The organism is Streptomyces sp. NPDC053427 (assembly GCF_044544985.1).
Classification (GTDB): domain Bacteria; phylum Actinomycetota; class Actinomycetes; order Streptomycetales; family Streptomycetaceae; genus Streptomyces.
This window is the reverse complement of record NZ_JBITYA010000010.1, coordinates 181,023-198,417: the sequence shown is the minus strand read 5'-3', so window position 1 is coordinate 198,417 and position 17,395 is coordinate 181,023. Positions and strand designations below refer to the sequence as shown.

Sequence of the window (17,395 nt, the reverse complement as noted above, 5' to 3'; positions counted from 1 at the left end):
TCGTGACTCCATGTTTCACGTGAAACGGTTGCCGTGTTTCACGTGAAACATCGCGCGGTCATTGCCGCTAGCTGCCGTTGGGGCCACCGAAGATGCCACCACCGTCTGTGGGGTCGGGCGTCGGACTTGTGCCGCCTCCGGGGCCACCCCCCGGTCCGCCGCCGCTGCCGCCGCCATTGCCCGTACCGCCGCCGTTGCCGCCGCAGCCGATGTCCCACCTGGAGCAGGTGTCGCTCGGGGTGGGGGTCGGCGAGCCGCCCGGGGAGGCGGACTCACTCGGCGTCTCGGAGGGGGATTCCGAAGGCGTCTCCGACGGCGTGGGGGTCGGCGTCGGAGCGGGCATGCCCGGCTCGTCCACGCGCTTGCCGATGGGCACGGCCGTCGGGAACGGGACCGGGCTGACGCCCTTCATCGCCTGCATCATGTACTCGGTCCAGACCTCGGTGGGCAGTGCACCACCGTGGATCGAGTCGAAGCCACCGACACCATTCATCGACAGCTGACGCGGATTTTGCGCGTCCTCACGGAACATCGTGATGGCCGTCGAAAGCTGCTTGGTGTAGCCGACGAACCAGGCCGACTTGTTCTCGTCGGTGGTGCCGGTCTTGCCCGCAGCGGGCATCCCCAGCCGGAGGGCCTTCTTCGCCGTTCCGTTCTTGATGACGTTTTCCAGCACATTGGTCACGTTGTCGGCGATGTCGGAGCTCATCGCCTGAGCCGCCCGGGGCTTCTCGAAGCCGCTCATCTTTTCGCCCTTGTACGTCAGCTCGGTCACCGAGTACGGCTCGTACTGGGTGCCGCGGTTGGCGAAGGTCGCATAGGCGTCGGCCATCCGAATCGCGCTCGGCGTGGAGGTACCCAGGGCAAAAGACGGGTTGAGGTTCTTGTCGAAGCTGTCCTCCGAGATCCCCGCCCGGCGTGCCATGTCCCGCACGTTGTTCATCCCAACGTCCATCGCGAGCTGGACGAAGGGCGTGTTGACGGATTGCTCCATCGCCTTGGTCAAGGAGATATAACCCCAGGGATAGGCGCTCTCGTTCTCCTGGTAGAAGGGCGAGTCGTCCTGCTTCCGGACGAAGTCGCCTTCCGCGTCTTTCACCTTGAGATGGTCATCACCGTTGTACCGGCTGGCCTGTGAGATCGGCTGGTGGTTGCTCTCACTGGTGCCCTTCTCCAGCGCTGCTGCGAGCACGAAGGGCTTCCACGTCGAGCCGACCGGCACACCATAGGTGTCGGCGTTGTTGCTGAAGTGCCCCTTGTCGTAGCCCGCACCGCCGTAGAGCGCGACGATCTTGCCATCACCCGGCACCACAGAAGCGCCACCGAACTGGACGTATTTGTCCTTGGCGCGCCTCTTCTCGTCGATGTAACGCTTGTTGACCTTCTTCACCGCGGCCGTGAGCTGGGTGGTCTTCTTCTCGTCGAAGGTCGTATGGATCGTGTAGCCGCCCTTGTCGAACTTGGCCTCGCTCAGATCCTGCGAATGCTTCAGCACGTACTTCTTCGCGGTGTCCATCAAGTAGCCGATCTGGCCGCTCTTACTGGCCACCGGCTTCGGCTGCTTGGGCTTGGGGAACTTGCTGATCGGGTACGTGCGCCGCTGCGCCTGCGTCATATGGCCGTTGTCGACTTCCCGGTCGAGGATCCAGGCCCACCGCGCCTTCGCACGCTTGGTGTTCTCCTCCCGGGTGGCATGCGGCCCTGTACCACCGGCCGGGTCGTACAGGTTGGCCCCCTTGAGCACGGTCGCCAGGAAAGCGCCCTCGTCCGGTTCGAGGTCCTTTGCGTCCTTGCCGTAGTACGCCTGAGCGGCTGCCTGGATGCCGTAGGCACCGCGACCGTAGTAGCTGGTGTTCAGGTAACCCTGGAGGATCTCGTTCTTGGTCATGCGCCAGCCGACCTTGATCGAGATGAACAGCTCCTTGAACTTTCGGTCAAGAGTCTGGTCCTGGCTCAGCATGGCGTTCTTGACGTACTGCTGCGTGATGGTCGAACCACCCTGGGTCTCGCCGCCCTTGGCCATGTTGACCAAGGCACGCGCGATGCCCATGGGGTCGACACCCGAGTCGTCGTAGAACGACGCATTTTCCGCGGAAATCGCCGCATACCGCATGGATTTGGGAATTTCAGCTATCGTGACGTTCTGTCGGTTCGTCTCACCGTCACGCGCCATCACCGAGCCGTCGGCCCAGAGATAGACGTTGTTCTGCGCCTGGGCGGCCTTGTTTTCGTCCGGGACATTCACCAGGGCCAGCGCGACCCCGGCCGCTCCGACGATCAGGCCGGCGAAGCCGACGCACAGACTGGCGACCTGCTTCCAGGACGGCACAAAGCGGCGCCAACCGCTGCGATGGGCACGCGGGTAGTCGATGAAGCGCTTCTTGCCAGGCTTCTCGTTACCGCGACCACGCCCTCGCCCTCCCTCGGGGCCGTTCCCGCCGCCACCGGCGCGGCGGCCTCCACGGCCTCCACCGCCATGGCCACCGGAGCCACCACCGGCGGCCGTCGCAGCGGGATCTGCACCCCGCCGGCGACCACCGCGCTGCGCGGCCCTGCGGGCTTCGGCACGTCCACCGTACGGCCGTTCATGGCCATGCGGATCGGAGGTGGGCGGAGGACCGGCAGCCGAGTCTCGTGAGGGCGCGGCACGACGCCCTGTTGACTGCTGCGCGGCACGTCGGGCCGCGGCACGTCCGCCACCTTGCGGCTGTGGCGGTTTGCGACGGTGCTCGCTCATGGAACGATTACTCCTCGGGCAGGCGCGCTTTCTCGTCGCCTGAAGGCGGCAGTTGTCTTCAGGTCCCCCCGATGCACGGCCCACCACTGAGGCATGGGCCGCACTACACCGAGGACGGGGACGCCAGATATCGGCCCACGGTTCCCGGCAGTCTGCATGCCGCACAGACTACGCACCGCCAAAACCTGCCCAGTGTTGAAATTCACTCCAAATCAGTCAGGTTGAGTAGAGCGAATTGGTGATGTGACGCCGTTCACCGTGCCTCCACTTGTTCCATTCGGGGCACCGTTCTATCGTCTGGATGTATCGAGTCGATACATCAGCACGAGATAAAGAACGCACCGGGCCAAGGAGGCGGAGGATGAGCAGACGTTCCGGCATCCTCGAGTTCGCCGTCCTCGGCCTGCTCCGCGAGTCTCCGATGCACGGCTATGAGCTGCGAAAACGGCTCAACACCTCGCTCGGGGTCTTCCGCGCGTTCAGCTACGGCACCCTCTACCCCTGCCTCAAGGCGCTGGTCGCGAGCGGCTGGCTCGTCGAGGAGACGGGTGACGCCCCGGAGGGTGCGCCCGCCGCGGCACTGTCAGGGCGCCGGGCAAAAATCGTCTACCGATTGACCGCAGAGGGCAAAGAGCACTTCGAAGAGTTGCTGGCCCACTCCGGACCGGATGCGTGGGAGGACGAGCACTTCGGCGTCCGCTTCGCTTTCTTCGGTCAGACGTCGCGGGACGTTCGGATGCGCGTGCTGGAAGGCCGCCGCAGTCGGCTGGAGGAGCGCCTCGAGAAGATGCGCACCTCTCTGGCCAGGACCCGCGAGCGGCTGGACGACTACACCCTCGAACTGCAGCGTCACGGCATGGAGTCCGTGGAGCGCGAAGTCCGTTGGTTGAACGAGCTCATCGAGAGTGAGCGCACCGGGCGCGATCAGCGCGCACCGGATCCCGCAGAGCAGGACAAGAAGTCAGAAGATGCGGACGGCCTGCCCCGGCACCGGGGTGGTTCCCGGCCGGATCCGTCCGATGACACCACCACATGAGGCCCTGCGGTGCCAGGTCCTCATCGAGAACACAGGGAGCAACCGGAATGGGTTCGGTTCGCGTAGCCATCGTCGGCGTGGGCAACTGCGCCGCCTCGCTGGTACAGGGCGTCGAGTACTACAAGGACGCCGACCCGAAGAGCCGCGTGCCCGGCCTCATGCACGTGCAGTTCGGCGACTACCACGTGCGTGACATCGAGTTCGTGGCGGCTTTCGACGTCGACGCCAAGAAGGTCGGCCTCGACCTCTCGGACGCCATCGGCGCCAGCGAGAACAACACCATCAAGATCTGCGATGTGCCGAACGCCGGCGTGACGGTCCAGCGCGGTCACACCCTCGACGGTCTGGGCAAGTACTACCGCCAGACCATCGAGGAGTCCGCGGAGACCCCGGTCGACATCGTCCAGGTCCTCAAGGACAAGCAGGTCGACGTTCTGGTCTGCTACCTCCCTGTCGGCTCCGAGGACGCCGCGAAGTACTACGCGCAGTGCGCCATCGACGCCAAGGTCGGCTTCGTCAACGCCCTCCCGGTGTTCATCGCCGGCACCAAGGAGTGGGCGGACAAGTTCACCGAGGCCGGTGTCCCGATCGTCGGCGACGACATCAAGTCCCAGGTCGGCGCAACCATCACGCACCGCGTGATGGCCAAGCTCTTCGAGGACCGGGGCGTCATCCTGGACCGCACGATGCAGCTGAACGTCGGCGGCAACATGGACTTCAAGAACATGCTCGAGCGCGAGCGGCTGGAGTCCAAGAAGATCTCCAAGACGCAGGCCGTCACCTCCCAGATCCGGGACCGTGAGCTGGGCGAGGACAACGTCCACATCGGCCCTTCGGACTACGTGGCCTGGCTGGACGACCGCAAGTGGGCCTACGTCCGCCTCGAGGGACGCGCCTTCGGCGACGTCCCGCTGAACCTCGAGTACAAGCTCGAGGTCTGGGACTCCCCGAACTCCGCGGGTGTCATCATCGACGCCCTGCGTGCCGCGAAGATCGCAAAGGACCGGGGCATCGGCGGCCCGATCCTCTCCGCTTCCTCGTACTTCATGAAGTCGCCGCCGGTGCAGTACTTCGACGACGAGGCGCGGGAGAACGTCGAGAAGTTCATCCGGGGCGAGGTCGAGCGCTAAAGCGTTCGCCGCACCCTCCTGCGCAGGCCCCCGGGAATTCCCCCCGGGGGCCTGCGGGCTGTGTGAGGCTGGGCGCCATGCATGCAGTGCGCGACCTCCGCGTATTACTCCGGCTACGCGACTTCCGTTCGCTCCTTGCCGTGCGGCTCCAGTCCCAGGCCGCGGACGGCGTCTTCCAGGTCGCGCTCGCCACGTACGTCGTCTTCTCACCCGAGAAACAGGCCTCGCCGGCGGACATCGCTTCCGCCATGGCGATCCTGCTACTGCCGTACTCTCTTCTCGGGCCGTTCACGGGCGTGCTGCTCGACCGCTGGCGCCGCCGCCAGGTCCTGCTGTACGGAAATCTGCTGCGCACCGTGCTGGCCGCCGCGACCGCCGCTTTGATCGTGGTCCATGTCCCGGACTGGCTCTTCTACGCTTCGGCCCTCTCCGTGACGGCCGTGAACCGCTTTGTCCTGGCCGGAATTTCGGCCGCGCTGCCCCGTGTCGTCGACGGTGAGCAGCAGCTGGTGATGGCCAACTCCCTTGCTCCCACGGCCGGAACGCTCGCCGCGACGGCCGGCGGCGGGCTCGCATTCGCCGTCCGGCTCGCCGGCTCGCATGTCGACGCCTTCGTCGTGCTGCTTGCCGCGGCCCTCTATCTCTGTTCAGCCCTCACGGCCCTGCGCATGGCACCGGCGCTCCTCGGGCCCGATCCTTCCCGCCTCCAACCGCACCTGTGGGAAGCCCTGTTGAGCACCGTGCGGGGACTTGTGGATGGTCTGCGTCATCTCAAGGAGCGGCGCCCGCCCACCCACGCCCTGGCGGCAATGACCTTGATCCGCTTCTGCTACGGAGCTCTGACGGTCATGGTGCTGATGCTGTGCCGCTACTCGTGGGCCGACACCGAGCCCGAGGGTCTGGCTCTGCTCGGAATCACCGTCGTGGTGTCGGGGGTGGGCTTCTTCGCGGCCGCTCTCGTCACGCCCTGGGCTGTCGAGCGGCTCAACCCGTTCGGATGGATCGCCTGCTGCGCGGCCATGGGAGCCGTGCTGGTACCGGCCCTCGGGCTGTTCTTCACCCCCGAGCCGATGCTGACCGCCGCGTTTATCCTCGGCCTCAGTACCCAGGGGACCAAGATCTCCACGGATACGGTGGTGCAGTTCTCGGTCGACGACGCGTTCCGCGGCCGGATCTTCGCCATCTACGACGTTCTGTTCAACGTTGCCTTCGTCGGCGCGGCGGCGGTCGCGGCGCTCATGCTGCCGCCGAGTGGACGGTCCGTCGTGCTGCTTGTCGTGGTGACCGTTCTCTACGTGATCGTCGCCACGGCATTGGTCCGCCCCTGGCGACGATGGGCCAAGCGTCCCCTCGGATGAAGCTGCCTCAGGAGTGAGAGAGCTTCCCTGCCCTCACCGCCCCATGCCCGTGGCCAGAATCCCTCGACCGCATCGAGTACAGCGGCGCCGGCATCGGCGGCGGTAGCGCATGGGGCGATGTTTCACGTGAAACATCGCCCCATGTTTCACGTGAAACATGGCGGTTCATCGACCGCCCGTTTCACGTGAAACATTCAGTCCTGCGCGGCGGCCCACCACTCCTTGAGCGCGGCAACCGCCTCATCCCGATCCATGGGGCCGCGCTCCAGTCGAAGTTCCAGCATCGCCTTGTAGGCCTTGCCGACCTCTGGCCCCGGAGCAATCTCCAGGATCTGCATGATGTCGTTGCCGTCCAGGTCCGGACGGATCGCATCCAGCTCTTCCTGCTCCTGGAGCCGTGCGATGCGCTCCTCGAGCCCGTCGTACGCCCGCGACAGGGCATTGGCCTTGCGCTTGTTCCGGGTGGTGCAGTCCGATCGAGTCAGCTTGTGCAGCCGCTTCAGCTCTGGGCCGGCATCCCGTACGTAGCGACGGACCGCCGAGTCCGTCCACTCGCCCGTCCCGTATCCGTGGAAGCGCAGATGCAGCTCCACCAGACGCGAAACATCCTTGATCATGTCGTTTGAGTACTTCAGCGCAGTCATCCGCTTTTTGGTCATCTTCGCCCCCACCACCTCGTGGTGATGGAAGGAGACCCGGCCGTCCGACTCGAAACGCCTCGTCCTGGGCTTGCCGATGTCATGCAGCAGAGCCGCCAGCCGCAGCACCAGATCGGGCCCGTCCTCTTCCAGATCGATGGCCTGCTCCAGGACGGTCAGCGAGTGCTCGTAGACGTCCTTGTGGCGGTGATGCTCGTCACTTTCCAGCTGCAGCGCGGGCAGCTCGGGCAGCACTCGATCGGCCAGCCCCGAATCGACGAGCAGCCGGAGTCCCTTGCGCGGGTGCGCCCCAAGGATCAGCTTGTTCAGCTCGTCCCGTACGCGCTCCGCGGAGACGATCTCGATCCGCTCCGACATCGCCTTCATTGCGGAGACCACCTCGGGGGCGACCTCGAAGTCCAGCTGAGCGGCGAAGCGGGCCGCACGCATCATCCGCAGCGGATCGTCGGAGAACGACTCCTCCGGCGTACCCGGCGTTCGCAGCACGCGCGATGCCAGATCCTCCAGCCCACCGTGCGGGTCGACGAACTCCTTCTGCGGCAACAGCACCGCCATGGCGTTCACCGTGAAGTCCCGACGGACCAGGTCCTCCTCGATGGAGTCGCCGTACGACACCTCGGGCTTGCGCGAGGTGCGGTCGTACGCCTCCGAGCGGTAGGTAGTGACCTCGATGTCGAACGAGCTCTTCTTGCAGCCCACCGTGCCGAAGGCGATGCCGACCTCCCAGACGGCGTCCGCCCACGGCCTGACGATCTTCAGGACGTCCTCGGGGCGAGCATCGGTGGTGAAGTCCAGATCGTTGCCGAGCCGGCCGAGCAGCGCATCCCGTACCGAACCACCGACCAGGGCAAGCGTGAACCCGGCCTCCTGGAATCGGCGGGCCAGATCGTCCGCAACGGGGGAGACCCGCAGCAGCTCACTCACGGCACGGCGCTGGACATGGTTCAACGCGTCCGTCGACTGCGGCATCCGCTCGGACGGCGGGGTGGGGAGGTCATTGTTGGCGTTCGGCACAACAGAACAGGGTACGTGGCTGCGCTGTAGGAAGCGTCACGTTAATAGAGGGGACGCGGCCTCCGGCCTGTCCCGGCGATCATGTGGAGCAGTCCCCGGCACTACGACACAGCGGGCCTCGTTACCATTCGTGGACGCACATTCCGACGACCACTGACGACGACGAGGGACGGGCGAGCGCGTGGCCGAGGCGGCAGGGTTCCAGGGGACTGAACGGCCGCGCGGCCGATGGCTGCGCAGAACCGTGGCACTGTTCACCGGAACACCCCTGCTCACAGGCCTGCTGCTGGCCCCGCAAGCCCCCTCGGCACAAGCCGCCCCGACGGGCTCCCGCACGGTCGAAGTCACCATCGAGTCGATGACGCCGTCCGCTCCCACCAAGGCGGATACGGTCACGGTCTCCGGCACGCTGACCAACGACGGCAGCAGCGCCATCACCAACGCGCATGTCGGTATGCACCGTGGCGCATCTCTCGGCGGCCGCAGCTCCATCGACACCGCTTCCCAGCGCACCGGCTATGTACCCGGCGTCGATGGGCCGGAGGTCAAGGGGCACAAGGAGAAGATCGACAAGCTGGATCCCGGTGCCAGACGCTCCTTCTCTCTCAGCGTGCCGGTGAAGGATCTCGACCTCGGTGACGACGGTGTGTATCGGCTCGGTGTCTCGCTGTCAGGGCGCACCCAGACCGCGCCCATCGAGCAGGTGCTCGGCATCGACCGGACCTTCCTGCCCTGGCAGGACGGGGAAGCCGGCAAGAAGACCCAGCTCACCTACCTGTGGCCGCTGATCTCCTCCACCCATCTCACCGCCGAGACCGACGCCGCGCAGACGCCGGTGTTCCGCAACGACGATCTCGCCGCGGAGCTCGCGCCCGGCGGCCGGCTGCAGCAGATGCTGGCGCTCGCCAAGAACCTTCCGGTGACTTTCGTCATCGACCCCGACCTGCTCGCCAGCGTCGATGCGATGACCAGGGCGTACAAGGTCGGCGGCCCGGACGGCCCCGCGGGCAAGAACCAGGCCGTCGCCAAGCAGTGGCTGAACGACCTCGGAAAGGCGGTGAAGACGCACGAAATCATCGCGCTGCCCTTCGCCGACCCCGACCTCGCCTCGCTCGCGCACCACGGCAAGAGCGTCCCCAGCGCGCTCAGCCACCTCGGGCCGGCCACCGACCTCGCTGCCAGAACCGTGGACACGGTCCTGGGCGTCACACCGCGTACGGACTTCGCCTGGCCCGTCGACGGCGCCATCGACTCCTCCACCGTCGACGTCGCCACCTCGGCCGGTGCGCACAACGTCATCACCCGCAGCGACAGCCTGCGCGAGACCGGTGGACTGCCCTACACGCCGACCGCGGCCCGGCCCATCGGCGGAGGCAACACCGCCGTCGTCGCGGACGCGCGGCTGTCCCGGGCGTTCGAGGGCGATATGTCGAAGGCGAACAACGCCTCCCGCGCAGTCCAGCAATTCCTCGCCCAGACCCAGATGATCAACCTCCAGGCCCCGGACCGGCAGCGCAGCATCGTCGTCGCCCCCCAGCGCATGCCGTCGGCCGCCCAGGCCCGCGCAATGGCCACCGCCCTGCGGGGCCTGGAGGACGCGGGGCGGTGGACGCAGCCGCTGGACCTCAGCGATGCGACCAACGCCAAGCCCGACCCCGCGGCCACCCGCCAGGTACCGAGCAGCGCCGCCTACCCGCGCTCGCTGCGCAGGGAAGAACTCCCCACCGATGCCTTCCGACAGATCCAGGAAACCCAGGCCGCACTGGACGACTACCGCGTGATCCTGGCCCAGCCGGAACGCGTGGTGACCCCGTTCGGCACCGCCATACTGCGCGAGATGTCGACCGAGTGGCGGGGCGACCCGACGGGCGCCGGGGCCTTCCGTAACTCCGTGCGCGGCTATCTCGACGGCCTGACCAAGAAGGTCCATCTGATCCAGAAGTCGGATGCGACACTTTCCGGGCGCAGCGCGACGATCCCGGTGACGGTGCAGAACAACCTGGTCCAGGGCGTCGAGGGCATGACGCTGAAGCTCACTTCGTCCCAGCCCAACCGCCTGGACGTGGGGAAGTCACAGCAGATCAAGGTGGACGGCGGGCACAGTCAGTCGTTCAAGTTCGACACCACGGCGAACGCCAACGGACGTGCCTGGGTGACCGCCCAGCTCTACACGGCGGACGGAAAGCCCTACGGTGAGCCGATGACGTTCCAGGTGAACGTCACCGAGATCACCGCGACCGTGATGCTCGTCATCGCCGGCGGCGTGCTGCTACTGGTCCTCGCAGGCGTCCGGATCTACCTCCAGCGCAAGCGGATGGCCGCGGCGCCCACCGAGGACGGACCCGACGGCGAAGGCCCGGACGGCGAGGAGGGCACGAACGGCGACAACGGCGGCACGGACGGCGACCAGCCCGAGCAGCCGAGTGACCCCACGCCGGACACCGGATCGGAAAGCACCGACCCATCCGGCTCAGGTGAGAAAGTGGACCGTTGATAGATGGCGGGGCCGGACGGCCCGCGACGGATGAGATGGGGCAGCGATGAACGCGCCGTACGACGGTGACCGCAGCCGGGACGCCCATGGCGACCCCGCTGGGCCGGTCCCTGCGACGCCCCAGGTGCCCGCAGCTCCCGGCCCCTACGCCCAGGACGCCTACCGCAACGACCCGCACCCGACGCATCACGGTCCGGTCGCCGGAGCGCCGTACGACAGCGCCGCGCACCCCCCGTCGCCGCTGGGCCACACCCAGCCGCTCTACCAGCAGCCTCCCGCGGCTCAGCACACCCCCGATCCGCAGTTCTGGCCGACGCCTGCGCCGGCCGACTCCCGTGGCGGCAGAACCGACGCCCCATACGATGACGCCGCGACCACGCAGTTCGTGGGTGTCGACGACCTGATCACCCAGGCCTCCGACGAGCGCTCGGAGCCCGACGCCTTCGCGCATCTCTTCCGGGACCAGCAGCCCTACGAGCCCCAGCGCCCTGCCCCGGCCCCGGCAGTCGCCGCGGCCGGGGGAGCGGGTGCACCGGGGCCGGAGGCCGTATCGCTAAAGCCCGCGGCGACGCCGGAGCCCGCCCCCGCGGCCGTCGGCAAGCCGTCCGGCGGCAAGGCCTCCGGACTGCTCAAGTCCAGCGCCGTGATGGCCGCCGGCACCATGGTGTCCCGGCTCACCGGCTTCATCCGCTCCGCGCTGATCGTCGCTGCACTTGGCGGCGCGGTCCTCGGTGACTCCTGGCAGGTCGCCTACCAGCTGCCGACGATGATCTTCATCCTGACCATCGGCGGCGGTCTGAACTCCGTCTTCGTCCCGCAGCTCGTCCGCGCGATGAAGGAGGACGACGACGGCGGCGAGGCCTACGCCAACCGCCTGCTCACGCTCGTCGTCGTGATCCTCGGAGCGCTGACCGTCCTGGCCGTGGTCGCCGCACCGGTCCTGGTGAAGTTGGTCTCGCTCGACATCTCGCGCGATCCGGCGGCCAACGAGGTTGCCGTCGCCTTCACCCGCTACTGCGTGCCCACGATCTTCTTCATGGGCATTCACGTCGTGATGGGGCAGATCCTCAACGCCCGCGGCCGCTTCGGCGCGATGATGTGGACCCCGGTCCTCAACAACATCGTCATGATCGCCACCTTCGGCCTGTTCATCTGGGTCTACGGCTCGGCCAAAACGTCCCACATCGGCGTCACGACCATCCCCACCGAGGGCATCCGGCTGCTGGGCATCGGAACCCTCCTCGGCCTCGTCGTCCAGGCGCTGGCGATGATCCCGTACCTGCGGGACGCCGACTTCAAGCTCCAGCTCCGATTCGACTGGCGCGGCCATGGCCTGGGCAAGGCCGCCAAGCTCGCCAAGTGGACGGTGCTGTTCGTTCTCGCCAACCAGGCGGGCGTCCTCGTCGTCACCCAGCTCTCCACATGGGCCGGTAACACCGCCGGCCAGCAGGGCCACCCCGGCACCGGTTTCATCTCCTACGCCAGCGCGCAGCTGATCTGGAACATGCCGCAGGCGATCATCACGGTCTCCGTGATGGCGGCGCTGCTGCCACGCCTGGCGCGCTCCGCGCACGACGGCGACACCGCGGCCGTCCGCGACGACATGTCCCAGGGACTGCGTACCTCCGCCGTCGCCATCGTCCCGATCTCGTTCGGCTTCCTGTCCCTCGGCATCCCGCTGTGCACCCTGGTGTACGGCTCGTCCGGCGCCGGTATCCCGATGGGCTACATGCTGATGGCCTTCGGCGTAGGCCTGATCCCGTTCTCGGTGCAGTACGTCGTCCTGCGCGCCTTCTACGCGTACGAGGACACCCGCACCCCCTTCTACAACACGGTGATCGTCGCCGCCGTGAACGCCGCCGCCTCCGCCCTCTGCTTCCTGATCCTTCCCGCGCGCTGGGCAGTGATCGGCATGGCGGCCTCCTACGGTCTGGCGTACATCATCGGCGTGGGCGTGGCCTGGCGCCGCCTGAGCAAGCGGATGGGCGGCGACCTCGACACCGCGCATGTCGTGCGCACCTACGCGCGACTGGCCGGCGCCAGCATTCCGGCCACGATCGTCTCCGGGGCCGCGGTGTACGGCATCATGCAGGCACTCGGCAGCGGGTTCACCGGTTCGCTCGCCGCCCTCGTCGGCGGCAGCGCCGCACTTCTGGCGGTCTTCTACGCGGCCGCCCGGAAGATGCGGATCCAGGAGCTGAATGCCCTGGTCGGGATGGTCCGCGCCAAGCTGGGGCGCTGACCGGGCACAACCATCGACCGCCACCGTGTGTCGTGCATAGTGGCGGACTGTGGGCACAATTGTCTTGGCTCATTGAGCCTGCAACGGATGGGGAGGCAGGAACGACGGTGGCGGAACGGAGCACGGCTGCCGTCGACGTGGCCGACACGAGCGGTGAGGAACCGCTGACCGCCAAGGCGGGTCAGGCCACGGACGACGGAGCGGAGGCCGAGAAGGTATCCGGCGGGGACAAGGACACCGCACGCACTGACGAAGACGGTGCCGCGGCGGCCGAAGCCCAGCCACCGGAACTGCACAGTGGCCACAAGCTCGCCAGACGCTACCGCCTCGAGGAGTGCGTCACCCGTCTGGACGGATTCAGCAGCTGGCGTGCGGTCGACGAAATGCTGCGCAGAGCCGTCGGCGTGCACATCCTGCCCGCCGACCATCCGCGGGCCCGCCCGGTGCTGTCCGCCGCCCGCTCCTCCGCGCTCCTCGGAGACCCCCGGTTCGTCCAGGTCCTCGATGCCGTGGAGGAGAACGACCTCGTCTACGTCGTCCATGAATGGCTGCCGGACGCCACCGAGCTCACCACCGTTCTCGCGAACGGCCCGCTCGAAGCGCACGACGCCTACCAGCTCGTCAGCCAGGTCTCGCAGGCCATGGCCGCCGCGCACCGCGAGGGTCTGGCACATCTGCGGATCACTCCCGGCTCGGTGCTGCGGACGGAGTCCGGCCAGTACCGCATCCGCGGCCTGGCCGTCATGGCCGCGCTGCGCGGCATCACCTGCGAGCACCCTCAGCGCACGGACACCGAAGCCATCGGCGCACTGCTGTATGCGGCGCTGACCCAGCGCTGGCCTTACGAGAACGACGCCTACGGTCTCACCGGTCTACCGAAGGGCGTCGGGCTCATCGCGCCCGACCAGGTGCGTGCAGGGGTTCACCGCGGGCTGTCCGAACTCGCCATGCGTGCGGTTGTGAACAATGGCGCTACGGCTTCCCGGCAGGAGCAGCCCTGCACCACCCCGGAGGAGCTGGCCAAGGCCGTCGCGGCGATGCCGCGCATCCGGCCACCGGAGACCGCCTTCACCACGCCGCCGCCCTACCAGCGCACCGGATACCAGCAGGGCACCTACCGCCAGGCGTCGGCCCACAACGGCCAGCCCGGCCGTCCGACGCAGCCCATTCCCGCTCCGCCTCCCCCGCTGCAGAGCCGTACCGGCAAGGTGCTGAAGTGGTCCGTCTCCGCGTTGCTCATCGCGGCGCTGGGACTGGGCAGCTGGCAGCTCGCGGACACGCTGCTCAAGCTGGAAGGCGACCAGGACGACCCGGGCAGCTCGCAGACCACCGGCGGCAAGGCCAAGACACCGGCCAGCAAGCCGATCAAGATCGCAAACGCCGGGGAGTACTACCCCGACGGCAAGCCGCAGCACCCCGACCAGGCCCAGGACTCCCACGACGGGGACCCCAGCACCTACTGGCGCAGCAAGACCTTCAAGGACGGGCCGAACATGAACCCGGCCTTCAAGCAGGGCGTCGGACTCGTCTACGACCTGGGCTCGAAGCAACGGATAAGCAGCACGTCGATCGGGCTTCACTTCGGCGGCAAGCACACCACCGTGACGCTGTACGCAGCCAACTCCCTCTCGTCGTCGGAGCCGCTGAGCTCCATGAAGCAGCTCGGCACCGCCACGACGTCGCAGAAGACGGCCGAGATCAAGCTCAAGAAGCCCGCGAAGGCTCAGTTCGTCCTGATCTGGATCACCGCCATGCCGTACTCCCCGATGGAGGGCTACAGCGAACCCGGCTTCAAGCAGGGCGTGACGGAGGTTTCGTTCGCCGGCTGAGTTGATGGACGCTCAGCAGCCGACGAGAAAAATTGCGGGCCCCGGCCGGATGGAACGGCCGGGGCCCCGATTCCGTCGGCATTTACTTTCCTGACCTGGCGGGCTTCAATGGGATTCGAGATCAGGCAGCTACGGCCGGGGGGCCCGTGTCCACCGACAGCGACGAGGCTTCGACACCAACCGACGCCGATCTCCTTGCCCTGCATGTGAAGGGCGACCCCGATGCATTCGGGGAGATCGTCCGACGCCACCGCGATCGTCTCTGGGCCGTGGCATTGCGCACCCTCGGCGATCGCGAAGAAGCCGCTGACGCCGTCCAGGACGCCCTGGTCTCCGCCTACCGAGCGGCCCACACCTTCCGTGGTCAGTCCGCCGTGACGACCTGGCTGCACCGGATCACGGTGAATGCCTGTCTGGACCGGGCCCGCAAAGCCGCCTCTCGCCGCACCTCACCCGTAGCCGAGACCGAGCGGCTGGAACAGCTCCTCGAACCGCAAGAATCCGCCGCCGTCCCCGCCGAGCGGCAGGATCTGCACCGGCAACTGCTCGGCGCACTGCGCACCCTCCCCGAAGAACAGCGCGCCGCGCTCGTCCTCGTCGATATGCAGGGCTACCCCGTCGCCGAGGCCGCCGCGGTCCTCGGTGTGCCGACGGGAACGGTCAAGAGCCGCTGCGCACGGGGCCGTGCCCGGCTCCTTCCCATGGTCACCCATCTGCGCGCCGACGGCGGGGATAGCCGGCCTTCGAGCGGGGGAAGGAACCGGGCGCAGGGGACATCCGTCCCACCGACGGCAGGACCGAAGGGCACAGGTGCCGTGAAGGGCGGAGGTGGGCGAGCGTGACGTCGACGACCGGCTCGGATGAGCACCCGGAGGTCTCCGAGATCTCCGACCTCACGGACGGACTACTGTCCCCGTCCCGTACCGCGGAGCTTCGCGGTCATCTCACCGGCTGCGCGCTGTGCGCGGACGTCTACGCGTCACTGGAGGAAATTCGGGGGCTGCTCGGCACGCTCCCCGGCCCGTCGAGGATGCCTGCCGATGTCGCGGGGCGCATCGATGCCGCGCTGGCAGCCGAGGCGCTGCTGAACTCCACGACGCCCGCCACGGGGACTCTTGTTTCACGTGAAACATCCACCACCGCCCCTTCGGTTTCACGTGAAACCAATGTGGAATCGCCCACACACGGCGCGCCCTCGGACCGGCCGGCGGGTCGCCCCAGGGGCGCCTCCGGGCCCGGCCGCCAGACACCCGGCAGCCGCTCGCCCCGTACGCGGCGCTGGCCCCGCATCCTGCTCGGCACGGCAGCGGCCGCCGCGGCCATCAGCCTCGGTGGACTCCTGCTCCAGAACGCCGCCACCGACAGCACCCGGGCCACCCATCAGGACCGGCCGAGCGCATCCGCCGGGCAGAGCCCTCGCGGGTCGGCTCTGACCTCGGCGTCCCTCGGAGCGCATGTCCACAGCCTGCTCGCGGCGAAACACGGAGCCAAGACTCCGGAGATCGGCACCCGCAGCTCCCCCGCAACACCACTGCGTGGTGACGCTGGCACCGTCCCCTCGTGTGTGCGCCAAGGCATCGGCCGTACGGAGACCCCGGTCGCCTCCAGCCACAACACCTACAACGGCAAGGACGCCTACCTCGTGGTGCTGCCACACCCGTCCGACCCGTCACGCGTCTCGGCCTATGTCGTGTCTGCCTCCTGCGTCTCCGCCACCCCGCCGGCTCCCGGCAAGGTTCTGCTGACCCACTCGTACCAGCGAGACTGAAACCACGGAAAGTGCGCTGTGACACTCCGGGAATGCTCGCCCCGTAGGATCCGTTGGGTGGGGTGAGAGTTCCGAGACCCCAGCAAGCAGTCGGCAGAGACAAGGAAGACACCCGTGAGCGACGTCCGCAACGTGATCATCATCGGCTCCGGGCCCGCGGGCTACACCGCAGCGCTCTACACGGCCCGCGCGTCCCTGAAGCCGCTGGTATTCGAAGGTGCCGTCACCGCCGGCGGCGCGCTGATGAACACCACCGACGTGGAGAACTTCCCCGGTTTCCGCGACGGCATCATGGGGCCGGACCTCATGGACAACATGCGCGCCCAGGCCGAGCGCTTCGGTGCGGAGCTCGTACCGGATGACATCGTTGCGGTCGATCTCTCCGAGGAGATCAAGACCGTCACCGACTCCGCGGGCACCGTCCACCGGGCCAAGGCCGTCATCGTCAGCACCGGCTCCCAGCACCGCAAGCTCGGACTGCCCCGTGAGGACGAGCTGTCCGGCCGCGGCGTCTCCTGGTGCGCGACCTGTGACGGGTTCTTCTTCAAGGGCCAGGACATCGCCGTCATCGGCGGTGGCGACACCGCGATGGAAGAGGCCACCTTCCTCTCCCGCTTCGCCAACTCCGTCACGGTCGTCCACCGCCGCGACACCCTGCGGGCGAGCAAGGCGATGCAGGATCGTGCCTTCGCCGACCCGAAGATCAAGTTCGTGTGGGACAGCGAGATCGCCGAGATCCACGGCGAGAACAAGCTCACCGGTCTGACGCTGCGCAACGTCAAGACCGGCGAGACCTCCGAGCTCCCGGCGACCGGCCTGTTCATCGCGATCGGCCACGACCCGCGGACCGAGCTGTTCAAGGGCCAGCTGAATCTGGACGACGAGGGTTACCTCAAGGTCGAGGCACCCAGCACCCGCACGAACCTGAAGGGTGTCTTCGCCGCCGGTGACGTCGTCGACCACACCTACCGTCAGGCGATCACCGCGGCCGGCACGGGTTGCTCCGCCGCCCTGGACGCCGAGCGGTTCCTCGCAGCGCTGTCGGACGGCGAGGCCACGGCCGAGCCGGAGAAGACCGCCGCCGCCTGACCCTCGCCACCCCCCAGCTTTTCACCACCCACCCAGTAA

At 67.7% G+C, this 17,395-nt stretch carries 11 protein-coding genes; 9 read left to right on the top strand and 2 right to left on the bottom strand.

The window, feature by feature from the left end; all coding sequences use genetic code 11:
• Positions 1 to 67 precede the first annotated feature (67 nt).
• Entirely contained in the window at positions 68 to 2,737 is a 2,670-nt protein-coding gene (locus tag ACIGWZ_RS27330) for a transglycosylase domain-containing protein (protein WP_400069085.1), read from the bottom strand.
• Positions 2,738 to 3,098: 361 nt separating this feature from the next.
• Between ACIGWZ_RS27330 and ACIGWZ_RS27325 the strand changes: the two genes are divergently transcribed.
• The 3 genes from ACIGWZ_RS27325 to ACIGWZ_RS27315 all read left to right on the top strand — a co-directional run bounded on the left by ACIGWZ_RS27325 (position 3,099) and on the right by ACIGWZ_RS27315 (position 6,261).
• On the top strand, positions 3,099 to 3,773 hold the full coding sequence (locus ACIGWZ_RS27325) for a PadR family transcriptional regulator (protein ID WP_400069083.1): 675 nt from the start codon (positions 3,099 to 3,101) through the stop codon (positions 3,771 to 3,773).
• Between the two features lie 47 nt (positions 3,774 to 3,820).
• Complete coding sequence (locus tag ACIGWZ_RS27320) at positions 3,821 to 4,903, top strand: inositol-3-phosphate synthase (protein WP_400069081.1); 1,083 nt, start codon at positions 3,821 to 3,823, stop codon at positions 4,901 to 4,903.
• Between the two features lie 77 nt (positions 4,904 to 4,980).
• Positions 4,981 to 6,261, top strand: coding sequence for an MFS transporter (locus ACIGWZ_RS27315; RefSeq protein ID WP_400069079.1), 1,281 nt, complete (start codon positions 4,981 to 4,983; stop codon positions 6,259 to 6,261).
• Between the two features lie 194 nt (positions 6,262 to 6,455).
• Here ACIGWZ_RS27315 and ACIGWZ_RS27310 read toward each other — a convergent pair whose 3' ends face one another.
• On the bottom strand, positions 6,456 to 7,934 hold the full coding sequence (locus ACIGWZ_RS27310) for a CCA tRNA nucleotidyltransferase (RefSeq protein ID WP_400069077.1): 1,479 nt from the start codon (positions 7,932 to 7,934) through the stop codon (positions 6,456 to 6,458).
• A gap of 181 nt (positions 7,935 to 8,115) precedes the next feature.
• Here ACIGWZ_RS27310 and ACIGWZ_RS27305 point away from each other — a divergent pair, with 181 nt between their 5' ends.
• The 6 genes from ACIGWZ_RS27305 to trxB all read left to right on the top strand — a co-directional run bounded on the left by ACIGWZ_RS27305 (position 8,116) and on the right by trxB (position 17,356).
• Complete coding sequence (locus tag ACIGWZ_RS27305) at positions 8,116 to 10,428, top strand: DUF6049 family protein (RefSeq protein WP_400069075.1); 2,313 nt, start codon at positions 8,116 to 8,118, stop codon at positions 10,426 to 10,428.
• Positions 10,429 to 10,474: 46 nt separating this feature from the next.
• Positions 10,475 to 12,670: a murein biosynthesis integral membrane protein MurJ gene (gene murJ / locus ACIGWZ_RS27300; protein ID WP_400069073.1), complete on the top strand. Its 2,196-nt coding sequence runs from the start codon at positions 10,475 to 10,477 to the stop codon at positions 12,668 to 12,670.
• 107 nt (positions 12,671 to 12,777) lie between these two features.
• Positions 12,778 to 14,499, top strand: coding sequence for a protein kinase family protein (locus tag ACIGWZ_RS27295; RefSeq protein WP_400069071.1), 1,722 nt, complete (start codon positions 12,778 to 12,780; stop codon positions 14,497 to 14,499).
• A 146-nt stretch (positions 14,500 to 14,645) separates the two neighbouring features.
• A complete protein-coding gene (gene sigM, locus ACIGWZ_RS27290; RefSeq protein WP_400069069.1) occupies positions 14,646 to 15,341 on the top strand; it encodes an RNA polymerase sigma factor SigM in 696 nt (231 codons plus the stop codon).
• A complete protein-coding gene (locus tag ACIGWZ_RS27285; RefSeq protein WP_400069067.1) occupies positions 15,338 to 16,267 on the top strand; it encodes an anti-sigma factor family protein in 930 nt (309 codons plus the stop codon). The genes sigM and ACIGWZ_RS27285 overlap by 4 nt, the downstream gene beginning before the upstream one ends.
• 114 nt (positions 16,268 to 16,381) lie before the next feature.
• Positions 16,382 to 17,356 carry a thioredoxin-disulfide reductase gene (gene trxB, locus ACIGWZ_RS27280; protein WP_400069065.1) on the top strand — a complete coding sequence of 325 codons (975 nt, stop codon included), beginning with the start codon at positions 16,382 to 16,384 and terminating at the stop codon, positions 17,354 to 17,356.
• Positions 17,357 to 17,395 lie beyond the last annotated feature (39 nt).

Bases quoted from the DNA above. Each gene is read 5' to 3' on its own strand.
- ACIGWZ_RS27315 (WP_400069079.1), top strand. From the start codon at position 4,981: ATGCATGCAGTGCGCGACCTCCGCGTATTACTCCGGCTACGCGACTTC.
- ACIGWZ_RS27325 (WP_400069083.1), top strand. From the start codon at position 3,099: ATGAGCAGACGTTCCGGCATCCTCGAGTTCGCCGTCCTCGGCCTGCTC.
- ACIGWZ_RS27330 (WP_400069085.1), bottom strand. From the start codon at position 2,737: ATGAGCGAGCACCGTCGCAAACCGCCACAGCCGCAAGGTGGCGGACGT.
- ACIGWZ_RS27320 (WP_400069081.1), top strand. From the start codon at position 3,821: ATGGGTTCGGTTCGCGTAGCCATCGTCGGCGTGGGCAACTGCGCCGCC.
- murJ (WP_400069073.1), top strand. From the start codon at position 10,475: ATGAACGCGCCGTACGACGGTGACCGCAGCCGGGACGCCCATGGCGAC.